The sequence below is a fragment of the Actinoplanes sp. NPDC049668 genome (genome assembly GCF_044465445.1).
GTDB lineage: Bacteria > Actinomycetota > Actinomycetes > Mycobacteriales > Micromonosporaceae > Actinoplanes.
Map to the genome: position 1 here is coordinate 493,894 of NZ_JBITLR010000005.1, position 12,490 is coordinate 506,383.

A 12,490-nucleotide genomic window follows, 5' to 3' on the forward strand; every position below is an offset into this window, starting at 1 on the left:
ATGTCGTTCGCCTCACGTCACATCGGTCCGGAGGCCGGCGCGCAGACCCAGATGCTCAAGGCCATCGGGTACGCGTCCCTGGAAGCGCTGATGGACGCCGCGATCCCCGAGGTGATCCGCTGGCACGGCACGCTGGACCTGCCGGCGGCGGCCTCCGAGGAGGAGGCGATCGCCGAGCTGCGCGAGATCGCCGGTCGTAACACGGTGGCGACCTCGATGATCGGGCTCGGCTACTACGGCACGTTCACCCCGGCCGTGATCCGGCGCAACGTGCTGGAGAACCCGGCGTGGTACACGGCGTACACGCCGTACCAGCCGGAGATCAGCCAGGGCCGGCTCGAGGCGCTGCTGAACTTCCAGACGATGGTCACCGACCTGACCGGGATGACCACGGCGAACGCCTCGATGCTGGACGAGGGCACGGCGGTCGCGGAGGCGATGACGCTGGCCCGGCGGTCGTCGAAGAGCCGCAGCAGCGTCTACTTGGTGGACGCGGACACGCTGCCGCAGACCCTGGCCGTGCTGCGTACCCGGGCGGAGCCGCTCGGCATCGACCTGGTGAAGGTGGATCTCGACGCCGGCGGTGAGCTGCCGGCGGAGTTCTTCGGCCTGCACCTGCAGTACCCGGGCGCGTCCGGTGCGGTCCGTGACCACGCCGCGGTGATCGAGGCCGCGCACGGCGTGGGTGCCCTGGTCACGGTGGCGGCGGACCTGCTGGCGCTGACGCTGCTGCGGGCGCCGGGCGAGATCGGCGCGGACATCGCGGCGGGGACGACGCAGCGTTTCGGGGTGCCGCTGGGCTTCGGCGGCCCGCACGCCGGCTACCTGGCGGTGCGCGCCGGCCTGGAGCGTGCGCTGCCCGGACGGCTGGTCGGGGTGTCCAAGGACGCGGACGGCGCGCCCGCGTACCGGCTGGCCCTGCAGACCCGCGAGCAGCACATCCGCCGGGAGCGGGCGACCAGCAACATCTGCACCGCGCAGGTCCTGCTGGCGGTCATGGCGAGCATGTACGCGGTCTACCACGGCCCGGAGGGGCTGCGGGAGATCGCCCGGCGTACCCATCGGCGGGCCGGCGCGGTCGCGGCCGGTCTCGCCGCGGCGGGCGTCGAGGTCGCGCACGCCGCGTTCTTCGACACGGTGACCGCGGTGGTGCCGGGCCGGGCCGCGGAGGTGGCCGAGGCGGCCGCGCGCGGCGGCGTGGACCTGCGGCTGGTCGACGCGGACCGGGTGTCGATCTCGTGCGACGAGACCACGACGCCGGCGCACGTCGAGGCGGTGCTGGCGGCGTTCGGTGCGGCCGGCGCGGAGCCGGCCGCGGGGATTCCCGCCGGGCTGGCCCGGACGTCGGTGTTCCTGACCCACCCGGTGTTCTCGTCGCACCACTCGGAGACGGCGATGCTGCGCTACCTGCGCCGGCTCTCGGACCGCGACTACGCCCTGGACCGGGGGATGATCCCGCTGGGCTCGTGCACGATGAAGCTCAACGCGACCACCGAGATGGAGCCGGTCACCTGGGCGGAGTTCGCGAACATCCACCCGTTCGCGCCGGCGTCGCAGACCGCGGGCTACGAGCACCTGGTCGCGCAGCTGGAGGGCTGGCTGGCGGAGATCACCGGCTACGACGCGGTGAGCGTGCAGCCGAACGCGGGTTCGCAGGGCGAGCTGGCCGGGCTGCTGGCGATCCGCGGCTACCACCGTTCCCGGGGCGAGACGCACCGCGACGTGTGCCTGATCCCGTCGAGCGCGCACGGCACGAACGCGGCCAGCGCGGTGATGGCGGGCATGCGGGTCGTGGTGGTGGCCTGCGACGACAACGGCAACGTCGACCTGGCGGATCTGGCCGCCAAGATCGAGAAGCACGCGGACACCCTCTCCGCGATCATGGTGACCTATCCGTCGACGCACGGCGTCTACGAGAAGGGCATCGCCGAGCTGTGCGCCGCGGTGCACGACGCGGGCGGCCAGGTGTACGTCGACGGCGCGAACCTGAACGCGCTGGTCGGCTTCGCCAAGCCGGGCCGGTTCGGCGCGGACGTGTCGCACCTGAACCTGCACAAGACGTTCTGCATCCCGCACGGCGGCGGCGGCCCGGGCGTCGGCCCGGTGGCGGTCCGGGCGCACCTGTCCGAGTTCCTGCCCGGCGACCCGCTCGAGCCGGGCGACCACCACGCGGTGTCGGCGGCGGCGCACGGCTCGGCGGGCATCCTGCCGATCTCGTGGGCGTACCTGCGGATGATGGGCCCGGACGGCCTGGCGGCGGCGACGGCGGTCGCGGTGCTGGCGGCCAACTACGTCGCGGCCCGGCTGCGGGACCACTACCCGGTGCTGTACGCGGGCAACGAGGGCCTGGTGGCGCACGAGTGCATCCTCGACCTGCGGCCGCTGACGAAGGCGACGGGCGTGTCGGTCGACGACGTGGCGAAGCGGCTCATCGACTACGGCTTCCACGCGCCGACGATGTCGTTCCCGGTGGCGGGGACGCTGATGGTCGAGCCGACCGAGAGCGAGGACCTGGCCGAGCTGGACCGTTTCTGCGACGCGATGATCGCGATCCGGGGCGAGATCGACCGGGTCGCGGCGGGTGAGTGGCCCCGGGACGACAATCCGCTGCGCAACGCGCCGCACACGGCGGCGTCGGTGACGGTGGACGAGTGGGCGCACGCGTACCCGCGATCGCTGGCGGGTTTCCCGGCGGGGGTCGACCGGACCTCGAAGTACTGGCCGCCGGTGCGGCGCATCGACGGCGCGTACGGCGACCGCAACCTGGTCTGCTCGTGTCCGTCACCGGAGGCGTTCGAGGATTGAGCCTTCTTCAACGTGGCCGGGGCGGCAGCTCCTGACGGCGGCCAACGGCCCGGATACCTCTGGCCCGAGGCCAGGTTGAAAATTGCTCATTGAGCCGTCGGGCGGGTCGGCCGGGGAGTTTCCGGTCGGCCCGCGGGCGGTCCCTGTCCCCGGCCGGTCGCGCCGGGGCGTAGTGGTGCGGTGGCGGCTACCCGTCGGCGGCCGTTCGGCCGGAGCGCTCGGGTGCCTGGGTCGGGCGGGGTTCTGCCTGGTCAGGCCGCGAGGGCGTGCCGGGCTGGTCCGCGGTGGGGTTCGATGGTGCTTCCGTCGGGCAGTAGCTCGCCGGTGTCCTCGAAGACGATGACACCGTTACAGAGCAGGCTCCAGCCCTGCTCGGGGAAGGTGGCCACGACCCGGGCCGCTTCGCGGTCCGTGGCGGCGGCTGAGGGACAGGAGGTCGGGTGCTGGCACATCGTGTGTCTCCGGTAGTGGTGTTGTGTTGTGTTTCACATCAACGGGGCGGAACACTACTCCCATCCGAACGATTTCGGATTACACCGGTGACGGTGCCGTGTTGATGGAATCAACTGTTCAGATGGTCCACGGCGGGCGGGGATACCGCCACTTTCCGACACCTGGATCGGGCGCTCAACCGGGTTTTCCGGCGTCCTGCCAGGGCCGTCACCGTGCGTCATGCCGTTTCGAGTGGTACCTGGGTGATCCCGGCGATCCCGCTGAGCTTGTCTCCGCGTTCCTGTCCGGCAACGGACTGTGCGTGCGAAACCTTGGCCGAATGGTTACCCAATCTCATCCGACCGGCGGCGGAACCCCCTGCGGGGCAGCACTGTACGTGTCCGCATCGGCCGGATCGGTGATGGTTGGCGGTCCCGCCGGCGCGCCCTCGCCGGTGCCCGGAATCCCCGACGTGGTGGCCGTCGTCTATGTCCACGAACCCGCCGATCCGTCACCGTCCGTAACGGAAGCGTACGCGATGAGTTCGGACGTTTCGGACGGTATCGGTACCGGCACGCCGTGGCGTCTCGGCCCCTGGCGGGAAAGCTGGACCCGCGCCGATCACGCCGCCGCGGTCAATTCCGCGCGGGCCGCGATCGGGCGTGGCGACGTTTATCAGGTCAACATTGTCGGGCACGCCTCGGCGCCATATACGGGCGATCCCGGGCCCGCCCTTACCCGGGTGGCCGGACTGCCCGGCGCGCGCTACGGCGGCGTTCTGAGCGGCTCCGGATGGGCCATGGCGACGGCGTCGCCGGAGACCCTCGTCGAGGTGCGCGGCGGCCGGGTCGTCACCCGGCCCATCAAGGGCACCCGCCCGGCCACCGCGGACGGCCGCCGCGAGCTGCTCGACTCGGCCAAGGAACGCGCCGAGCACGTCATGATCGTCGACCTGCAGCGCAACGACCTGTCCCGGATGCCCGGCGTCGGCCCGGTCCGGGTGGACGAGCTGTTCGCGGTGCGCCGCTGGTGCGGCCTGTGGCAGGCCGAGTCGGTGGTGTCCGCGCCGATCGAGGGCCCGCTCGACCTGGCCGAGCTGCTCCGCGCGATCTGCCCCGGCGGCTCCGTGACCGGCGCGCCGAAGCTGTCGGCGCTGTCCGAGATCGCCCGCCTGGAGCCGGTCGGCCGCGGCGTCAGCATGGGCGCGCTGGGCTGGGTCGGCACCGACCACCTCGACCTGGGCCTGAGCATCCGCACGGCGGCGGCCGACGGCGAACGGCTGCACCTGTGGGCCGGCGGCGGCATCACCTGGGACAGCGACCCGGCCGCCGAGGTCGACGAGGCCGCCGCGAAGGCCGCGCCGCTGCGGGCCGCGCTCGCGGGCGCCTGACGTCGCATAGGTTGGTGCGTATGACTGTTCGCCCTATTCGGCTGTTCGGCGACCCGGTGCTGCGTACCCCCGCGGAGCCGGTCGTGGTTTTCGACGACGCGCTGCGCGCGCTCGTCGCCGATCTCGAGGACACCGTCCGCGAGCCCGGCCGGGCCGGCGTGGCCGCGCCGCAGATCGGGGTGAGCCTGCGCGCGTTCTCGTACAACGTCGGCGGGGAGGTCGGCCACCTGATCAACCCGGTGCTCACCGGTCTCGAGGGGGAGCAGGACGACGAGGAGGGCTGCCTGTCGCTGCCCGGGATGGGCTATCAGACGCCGCGGGCCCTGGCGGTGACAGCGACCGGTTTCGATCAGTACGGGAAGCCGCTGACGATCTCGGCGACCGGGTTCCTGGCGCGGGCGCTGCAGCACGAGACGGACCACCTCGACGGCCGCCTCTACGTCGACACGCTCAAGGGCGACACCCGCCGCCAGGCCCTGCGCGACCTGCGCCGCACCCGCCCGGCCCCCCGTCCTTGAACCGTGCCCGAGGCGGGCGTCGCCGAGTTCGAGCAACGCTACGAGGTGACGCCCGGACGGGATCTGGATCTCGGAGCCGCCCTTCTGAGGGCCACCGTGCGAGAGTCTCCGGGTGAGTGTCGAGGACGAGATCGCCCGGTTCGAGTGGTCTCGCATCCGGACGTACATCGGCTTCGCCGAGATGGTGCCAGATGTCCTGCGAGGACTGATCGCGGCGCCCGACGCCGCCGAGGCGTCCCGGCTCAGGGATCGGCTCGAACGTATCCTCCTGTGGGAGGGCAACAATCCGTGCGAGGGCTGCGCGCCGGTGGCGAACGTCCTGGTCGCGGCCCTGCCCGAGATGACGCCGGCCGGCCACACCGCGGCACTCGACATCCTGGCGGTCATCGCCGCCGCGGAGGCCGGCTGGCCGGCGCGCGAGCTGATCGGCACGGTCGACCTCGACGAGATCCGGCGGGCGGTGGCGGGCGGCTTCGAGCACTACCTCGCGGTACTCGGCAGGGATCCCTGGCCGGTATCCGATCTCTACTCCTGCATCGCCCTCATGGATGCCCTGGCGTTCCACGACCGCAGCCTGGTCCCGGCCGCCGTCGCGGCCCTCGAAGCGGTCCGGACCGGCGGCCGCGCCAGCGGCCTGGCCGACGCGATCGAGAACACCCTCGCGGATCTGGCCGATCCCTCGACCTAGCCAACTTCGGCTCCGTTCGCCGGGCGGATCCACGGGTCGAGGATCAGGCGGTCGAGGCCGATCGCGGCGAACCTGTCGTACAGCGGCTGGGTCAGCTGGACCATGTTCACCCGTATCTTGCCGTCCTCCGAAACGGGCGTATAGATGCCCAGAGCGGGGTCCTCCATCAGCGCCGAGACCGCTTTGCCGGTGGTGGCATGCAGCCTGTTCTCGGCGGCGATGCTGTGCCCGCCGGGTGCGGCGACCACGCAGAAGTTGTCGGTGAAGTTCGCGGTCAACGCCGCCCGGGCCTGGTCCACGTCGCCGCTCACCACCTCGACGACCAGGATGGTGGCGTTCCCGACGTGGGTCGCGAAGGGTGCCGCGAACTGGTCGGCACGGGCGTGCAGATATTCGTGGACCCGGTCGTCGACCCAGTCCTCGCCGTCGCGCCAGCCACCGGCCGGCGCCGGGCACGGCGGGGTGTCCGGCAGATCGGAGTCCCCGAGCACGCCGGCCGACGTGGGCGCGTACGGCAGCCACCGGATGTCGGACAGCCGGCCCGGATGCCACCGGCCGCGCAGCGTCGCGCCGGCCGTCGGCCTGACGCCCGGCACCCGGATGCCAAGAGGGCAGGGACCGTTGACGGCCGGGACCGGGGCCGGCGCGCACATCGTCGAACCCTCCTCGACCGGACCGCTGACCTCGACGAGGTCGCCGTCCCGGACGATCAGCTCGGCCCGCCCCGCTGGAACGATCACCGTTGCCGGTACCGATGCAGGCTCTGGTGGTGGCGGTACCCGCTGAGGGGCGGACCCCAGCCCTCCCACGGCCAGGATCGTGGCCGCCCCCACGGCGACCGGCACCAGCCGGCCACGCCGCTTCGAGGTCACCGATCGGCTCACGTCCGACTCGAGCGGCGACGGCTGGGTCGCCAGCCCGAGCTCGCCGGCCAGTCCAAGGCCGCGATCACCAGGCACGATTGCTCCCCGCCGGCTCCGCCCAGAGAGTTGATCAACGCCTAGCGTCTGACCCCGAACGGAGGAGAGCCGTCCGCCGGCGCGGCACCCGGGCCGGTCACACAGGCTCGATTCCGAGTTCCCGGATCAGGATCGACAGGGCGGCCGGATCGGCGAATATGTACCCGGACTGGTCGTCGTCGTCGTGAATCTCGACGAAGATCCGCGGGTCCGTGTCGTCGCGCGGCACCAGCCGCTCCGTGATTTCGAAGACCATCAACGTGTCGAGGTAGCGGTCGGACTGGTGCTCCAGGTGCCAGACGAGTTCGTCGCCGTTGACCAGCATCCGGATGCGCTCGCCGTCGGCCGTGTCGAGGAGCTCCACGTCGGTGATGGTCACCGCGCCTCCGCTGCTGGCGGCGAACTGGTCGAACAGGTCCCGGTAGCCCTCCAGGAGGCCGCCCACTTTCGGGTGCACCCGAACGCCGACGCCCCATTCCTCCATCATGCTGATGAGCGCATCGGCGATGTCCTCGCCGTAGTAGGACACCGGCTGATCGCGCTGGTCGTCCTCGGCCGGCCCCACCACTACGGCGATGCCGAGCTCCCTCGCCCGGTCCGCCACCTGTCCAACTGTCGTCAACACCGCCATGCGATTCCTCCGGTGTCCGCGTGTTCCGGGCGATGGTAGCGGGCGGCCGCGCCGATTCTGGCGCGCTCACTCGCCGCCGAGTACGCCGGCGGGCAGAGGCCGCGGCCACGTCGCGTCGGTTAGCCTGCCGTCATGGCGGGTGCCGAGTTGGATGAGTTGATCGTCGCGGATGCCGAGGCGCTGCGTGCGTGGTTGTCGGCCAACCACGCCACGTCGCCCGGCGTCTGGCTGGCCCTGACCAGGAAGGGCGGCACGGTCACGTCGCTGACCTGGCAGCACGCGGTCGACGAGGCGCTGTGCTTCGGCTGGATCGACGGGCAGGCCCGGAAACGGGATCAGGAGAGCTCCTGGATCCGGTACACCCCGCGTAGGCCCCGCAGCGCCTGGTCGCAACGCAACACCGCCAACGTGGCCCGGCTGGAGGCACAGGGGCGGATGCTGCCCGCGGGCCGCGCCGCGGTGGACGCCGCGAAAACGGACGGGCGGTGGGCGGCGGCCTACGCTCCGCCGTCGGAAGCCGAGGCTCCGGCCGACCTCCTCGCCGCGATCGCCGCCGTCCCGGCCGCCCAGGCCATGTTCGACGTACTCACCAAGGCCAACCGGTTCGCACTCATCTACCGCGTCAATGCCGCCAAACGGGCGGAGACCCGGGAGCGGAAGATCGGCGAGTTCGTCGCCATGCTGGCCCGCCACGAGACGTTGACCCCGCAGAAGGCCAAGCCTCCGGCCTCGCCGTGACCGGCTCGACCGAGAGGTGACGTTCGTCGCCGGGTAGCGCAGGCCGACCGGGGGATGCCCTCTGCTACCGGGCCGCACCCGGCGCCTGCCCGTCATCCGCCCGGCGGCCGACATTCTCGTTGGTATTCGTCGAGTGTCGGGCAGGCAGGCGAGAGGCGGTTCGGCTCATGCAGGGACGTCGCACCGAGGGCAAGGGTCGAGCGCCGGCCGTGAGCGCCGCCAGGTGCCTGCGGGTCTCGCTGCTGCGCACCGTCATGTTCGTCGCGGCTTTTCTGCTGGTCGACGTCCTGAGCCGGGCGCCGATCGCCCAGCACACCGGTCTGCACGAGCTCTGGCCGACGGTCGGCGTCGCCGCGCTGTGGCTGGTCGCACAGCGCGCGGCGCCCGTACGGTGGGTCGACCCGGTGGTGCTCGTCGCGGCGACCGTCGGCCTCAACCTGGCTCTGGGCCAGACGTGGGCCGTCGCCACGGTCTGCTCCCTGATCGTTTCGGTTCAGGTCGGGACGTACCTGTGGCTGCTGTCGCGCCCGCACCCGGGCACCGATGGTGATGCGGGCCGTGACGGGCTGCGCCGTCCGGCGGATCTGTGGCTGCAGCTCGCGGCGGCCGGCGGTGCCGCGCTCAGCGGCGCCGCGGTGGGTCTGCCGGGTCTGTGGCTGGCCACCGGCACGTTCTCCTGGCCGGAGGCCACGACCGTGCTGATCTGCTCCTTCACCAGCTTCCTGCTCTACGGAGGGCTGGCCCAGCAGGTCGGGGCGGTGCTGGCCGTCCGGCGGGCCCGGCACGGATCGCTGCGGGCCGCGTGGCGGCAGGCCGTCGGTGAGCTGACGCGTACCCGCACGATCGAGTACCTGGCCGTGATCGGGTGCTCCCTGGCAGGTTACGGTCTGGCGCTGACCGTCCCCGGCATCTCCATGGTGTTCCCCCTGCTCGTCCTGACCGTGTGGGCGGCGGTGCGGCTGTCGACCATCTACCTCATGGCGTTCAGCGTGGTCGTCACCCTCGTCACCGGCGCGTCCGCGCTGTGGGAGTCGGGGCCGTTCGCGACCCTCGCCTCACCGCAGGCCCAGGTGCTGGTCGCGCACCTGTTCGCCGTCACATCCGCGCTGGTCGGCCTGGTCGTGGTCCTCTCCCGCGACGAGCGCCTCGCGTTGACCGTCGAGCTGGCCGCCGAGAAGGCACAGGCGCTGCGGCAGGCGGAACGGATGGAAGCGGTAGTCAACTCCCTGTCCGACGGCCTGGCCGTGACCGACGCCGACGAGCGCCTGGTGCTGCACAATCCGGCCATGTCCGCCGTGCTGGGCCGGGTCAGGACCGATCCCAAGGTCGACCCCGCCCAGTTCTACGGCTTCTGCCGCCTCGACGGCACGGCGCTCACCGATGACGAACTGCCCTACCGCCAGGCCATCACCGACGGGCAGACCCACGTCATGGACGTCCTGGTCCGCAACTCCGACGTGCCGCAGGGCCGGATCGTGCGCTACACCGCCGCCCCGGTCAGCGACCCGCACGGGCGCGTGCACAGCGCCGTACAACTGTTGCAGGATGTCACCGCCGAACGGCGCCAGCGCGACGAACTGGCCGACCAGGCCACCCGCTTGCGCGAACAAGCCCACCACGACCCTCTCACCGGCCTGTACAACCGTCGCTACGCGGACGAACGCGTGCCCGCCCTGATCGAACAAGCCCGCGCCGGCGGCATGCCCCTGACCGTCGCGCTGGTCGACCTGGACCACTTCAAGCGCGTCAACGACACCCTCTCGCACCCCGTCGGGGACCAGGTCCTCGCCACGACGGCCGCGATCCTGCGCAACGGGACGGCGCAGATCACCGACACCGGCTTCGTGGCCCGCATGGGCGGCGAGGAATTCCTGATCGTCCTGCCCGACACCACCCCCACGGACGCGGCGACCCACCTGGACACCCTGCGCCTGGCCATCCGCAACCACCACTGGCAACCGGTCACCGGTGACCTGGCGGTGACCGCCAGCATGGGCTCGACCACCACCGCCTCGGCAACCGACCCCACCTACAGCAGCATGCTCGCCGACGCCGACCGCAACCTCTACGCCGCCAAACACGCCGGCCGCGACCGCGTCGTCAACGACCCACCGCCCCGCCCGACACCCCGCCGCTACCGCGACGCCCCGGTACCCTCCCTCGCCGCGTGAGCGTGTCCTTTGAGTGGCGCCCTCGTGTCGTCGGATCGTGGGTGCCGGTGGGTGGCAGCATGGCTCCTATGCCGAGCGACACCGTGCCCGCGATCCCCAACCGGTTGCGGGAGGCGTTTCTCCGCTGGAAGGGCGGCGGCCGCCAGGGCCAGGAAGCCATGTCGTGGAACCGGTCCACGTGGCAGGTCACCCTTCCGGAGCATCACGATCTGTTGAAGTCATTGCCCGACAGGCTGGACCGCACGACCGTGGCAGCGCGGGGAGCCGGCGCGGCCGACGGCGAGGCGCAGGCCGAGCAGGCGTTCATCGCCGCAATGGCATGGGGGTACGGGCCCGCCGGATACGGCGCCTTCCGCACGGCGCGGGTGCTGCGGGAGAACCCGCAGGCACCCGGGGTCCTGCGCGAGGCGGCGCAGGTCCTCCGCCGCGACGGCGGTGCGACGGCGTTCGCCTGGCTGCGGGAACACCGGCTGCGCTTCCTCGGCGTGGCCTTCGCGACCAAGTACCTCTACTTCTGCAACGGCCCTGACGCGCAGCCGGCTCTGATCCTCGACCGGCTGGTACAGCGGTGGTTACGCCGGCACGCCGACTGTCAGGTTCGGCTCGACTGGCGCGTCGGTGACTACCACCGGTATCTGGGCATGGCTTACGCCTGGGCGAGCGAGTTGGACGTCACGCCGGATGACGTGGAGTACCTGATATTCAGCGACATGCTCACCGACGAGCCGGGGGCCAGCCCGTGGGCTCCGCGGCAATCGGCAGTCGGCGCCGTGGCCGGGCCGGAGGACGATGACGCCACCGCGGTACTCGAGGCCATCGACGATGCCGCCGCCTCCTTCGCCGCCCTGCCGGATGTCAGTCCTGCCGACTTGGAGGACTTCGAACGAGGCATCCGGCAGCTACGCCGCATCGTGCTCGCCCGCGCAGGTAGGCCTATTAAGGCGCTGGGTCTTGTAGAGTACCGCTCGTGACGAGTGCGGCAGAGATCATTCCCAGCAAGCTCCGCGACCTGTTGGAACGGCCCTTGATCGGGCACCTGGCGACCGTCCGGGACGACGGCACTCCGCAGGTCAACCCGATGTGGTTCAGCTGGGACGGCGAGTTCATCCGATTCACGCACACGAACTTCCGCCGCAAGTACCGCAACGTCACGGCGAACCCGGCGGTATCGATCTCGATCGTCGACCCTTCGGACCCGTACCGCTACGTCGAGGTGCGGGGCGTCGTCGAGCGCATCGACGCGGATCCGACGGGCGCCTTCTTCGTCGAGCTGGCCAAGCGTTACGACGCCCCGTTCGGGACCAACCCGCCGACCGACGCCGCCGACCGCGTGATCTTCGTGGTGCGCCCCACCGCCGTCGGCAAACGCTGAGCGGCCGGCTTCAGGCCGGGCCCTGCGGCGGCGCGTCGCGAGTCCAATGCAGCCAGTCCTCGAGATCGGCGAAGTCATTGTCGGTGAGACCCAGACGGGGGTCGACTCGATGGAGCAGGGCGTGTCCCGGGTGATGTGCCGACACCCAGGCTCGGTCGACGTCCGTGATTTCGTCGTCGACCCAGGCGAACGGGCGGCCCGCCGCCCAGTCGACGAGGGCGCGGGTCTTCCAGTGCAGTCCAATCCGCTCGTCGTGCTCGTCGGTGTCGGCCGGCTCGGGCCAGCTCACCACCGCCGACCGCGGGAGACCGATCCGTGGCGCGATGATCTCGTTCGCGTCGTCCATCCAGGTCGTGGCCCAGACCAGGTCGCACGGTAGCGCCGCCAACCGGGGTCCGTGTTCGGGATTGATCCTGCCCAGCAGCGGATGAGCGCCTTCGGTACCCGTCCGGTAGGTCGGGTACTGCCGCGGCGTCCCGCCGAAGGGAATGAGGGGTCCGTCAACATCGAGGAAGAGCAGCGGGCGCGCCGCGGAGCCGATCACGGCGGCACGTTATCGGTTCACAGCTGGTGGACAACGGTGGCATCGGGAATGCGACCGGCGGTCAGCAGGGCGCAGAGTTCGCCGAGCAGTACCTCAAGGTCGTCCAGTCCGGTCAGGTTCCCAGGTCTCGGCCCGGGCCGACACGGCCGGCCCCAGCGCATCGAGAGGGAGGTTCACGATCGGGCGGTCACGGTGAGGGTCGGGTCGTCCTCGACCGGGTGGACCATGGCGTCGATCACGCA

Annotated in this window: 12 protein-coding genes; 8 read left to right on the forward strand and 4 right to left on the reverse strand. The window is 71.5% G+C overall.

What is annotated here, in order from left to right:
- A complete protein-coding gene (gcvP, locus tag ACIBSW_RS23380) occupies window positions 1–2,805 on the forward strand; it encodes an aminomethyl-transferring glycine dehydrogenase (RefSeq protein ID WP_354727800.1) in 2,805 nt (934 codons plus the stop codon).
- A gap of 251 nt (window positions 2,806–3,056) precedes the next feature.
- On the opposite strand, the gene ACIBSW_RS23385 is transcribed toward gcvP, so the two are convergent.
- Window positions 3,057–3,257, reverse strand: a complete 201-nt coding sequence (locus ACIBSW_RS23385) for a DUF5999 family protein (RefSeq protein WP_184994708.1) — start codon at window positions 3,255–3,257, stop codon at window positions 3,057–3,059.
- Between the two features lie 122 nt (window positions 3,258–3,379).
- Between ACIBSW_RS23385 and ACIBSW_RS23390 the strand changes: the two genes are divergently transcribed.
- The 3 genes from ACIBSW_RS23390 (at window position 3,380) to ACIBSW_RS23400 (ending at window position 5,833) form a co-directional block, all read left to right on the forward strand.
- Entirely contained in the window at window positions 3,380–4,627 is a 1,248-nt protein-coding gene (locus tag ACIBSW_RS23390; protein ID WP_404799450.1) for a chorismate-binding protein, read from the forward strand.
- 20 nt (window positions 4,628–4,647) lie between these two features.
- A complete protein-coding gene (def, locus tag ACIBSW_RS23395; protein WP_354727802.1) occupies window positions 4,648–5,145 on the forward strand; it encodes a peptide deformylase in 498 nt (165 codons plus the stop codon).
- 112 nt (window positions 5,146–5,257) lie between these two features.
- On the forward strand, window positions 5,258–5,833 hold the full coding sequence (locus ACIBSW_RS23400; protein WP_354727804.1) for a hypothetical protein: 576 nt from the start codon (window positions 5,258–5,260) through the stop codon (window positions 5,831–5,833).
- Here the strand turns inward: ACIBSW_RS23400 and ACIBSW_RS23405 are convergent.
- Complete coding sequence (locus ACIBSW_RS23405; protein ID WP_354727806.1) at window positions 5,830–6,573, reverse strand: hypothetical protein; 744 nt, start codon at window positions 6,571–6,573, stop codon at window positions 5,830–5,832. The two genes, ACIBSW_RS23400 and ACIBSW_RS23405, sit on opposite strands and share 4 nt — an antisense overlap.
- Window positions 6,574–6,889: 316 nt before the next feature.
- Complete coding sequence (locus tag ACIBSW_RS23410) at window positions 6,890–7,396, reverse strand: hypothetical protein (protein WP_354727808.1); 507 nt, start codon at window positions 7,394–7,396, stop codon at window positions 6,890–6,892.
- 159 nt (window positions 7,397–7,555) lie between these two features.
- Between ACIBSW_RS23410 and ACIBSW_RS23415 the strand changes: the two genes are divergently transcribed.
- The 4 genes from ACIBSW_RS23415 (at window position 7,556) to ACIBSW_RS23430 (ending at window position 11,704) form a co-directional block, all read left to right on the forward strand.
- Window positions 7,556–8,161 (forward strand): YdeI/OmpD-associated family protein, encoded by a 606-nt coding sequence (locus ACIBSW_RS23415; protein WP_354727810.1) that lies wholly within the window; start codon window positions 7,556–7,558, stop codon window positions 8,159–8,161.
- Window positions 8,162–8,370: 209 nt separating this feature from the next.
- Entirely contained in the window at window positions 8,371–10,332 is a 1,962-nt protein-coding gene (locus tag ACIBSW_RS23420) for a diguanylate cyclase (RefSeq protein ID WP_354727811.1), read from the forward strand.
- Between the two features lie 41 nt (window positions 10,333–10,373).
- A complete protein-coding gene (locus tag ACIBSW_RS23425) occupies window positions 10,374–11,303 on the forward strand; it encodes a hypothetical protein (RefSeq protein WP_404799431.1) in 930 nt (309 codons plus the stop codon).
- A complete protein-coding gene (locus tag ACIBSW_RS23430; RefSeq protein ID WP_354727815.1) occupies window positions 11,300–11,704 on the forward strand; it encodes a PPOX class F420-dependent oxidoreductase in 405 nt (134 codons plus the stop codon). Before ACIBSW_RS23425 ends, ACIBSW_RS23430 begins: the two co-directional genes overlap by 4 nt.
- Before the next feature lie 10 nt (window positions 11,705–11,714).
- Here the strand turns inward: ACIBSW_RS23430 and ACIBSW_RS23435 are convergent, their stop codons facing one another.
- Complete coding sequence (locus ACIBSW_RS23435; protein WP_404799432.1) at window positions 11,715–12,248, reverse strand: HAD domain-containing protein; 534 nt, start codon at window positions 12,246–12,248, stop codon at window positions 11,715–11,717.
- Window positions 12,249–12,490 lie beyond the last annotated feature (242 nt).

Excerpts from the sequence above, each read along its gene's own strand:
- ACIBSW_RS23390 (WP_404799450.1), top strand. The coding sequence starts at position 3,380 with ATGGTCCACGGCGGGCGGGGATACCGCCACTTTCCGACACCTGGATCG.
- def (WP_354727802.1), top strand. The coding sequence starts at position 4,648 with ATGACTGTTCGCCCTATTCGGCTGTTCGGCGACCCGGTGCTGCGTACC.
- ACIBSW_RS23385 (WP_184994708.1), bottom strand. The coding sequence starts at position 3,257 with ATGTGCCAGCACCCGACCTCCTGTCCCTCAGCCGCCGCCACGGACCGC.
- gcvP (WP_354727800.1), top strand. The coding sequence starts at position 1 with ATGTCGTTCGCCTCACGTCACATCGGTCCGGAGGCCGGCGCGCAGACC.
- ACIBSW_RS23415 (WP_354727810.1), top strand. The coding sequence starts at position 7,556 with ATGGCGGGTGCCGAGTTGGATGAGTTGATCGTCGCGGATGCCGAGGCG.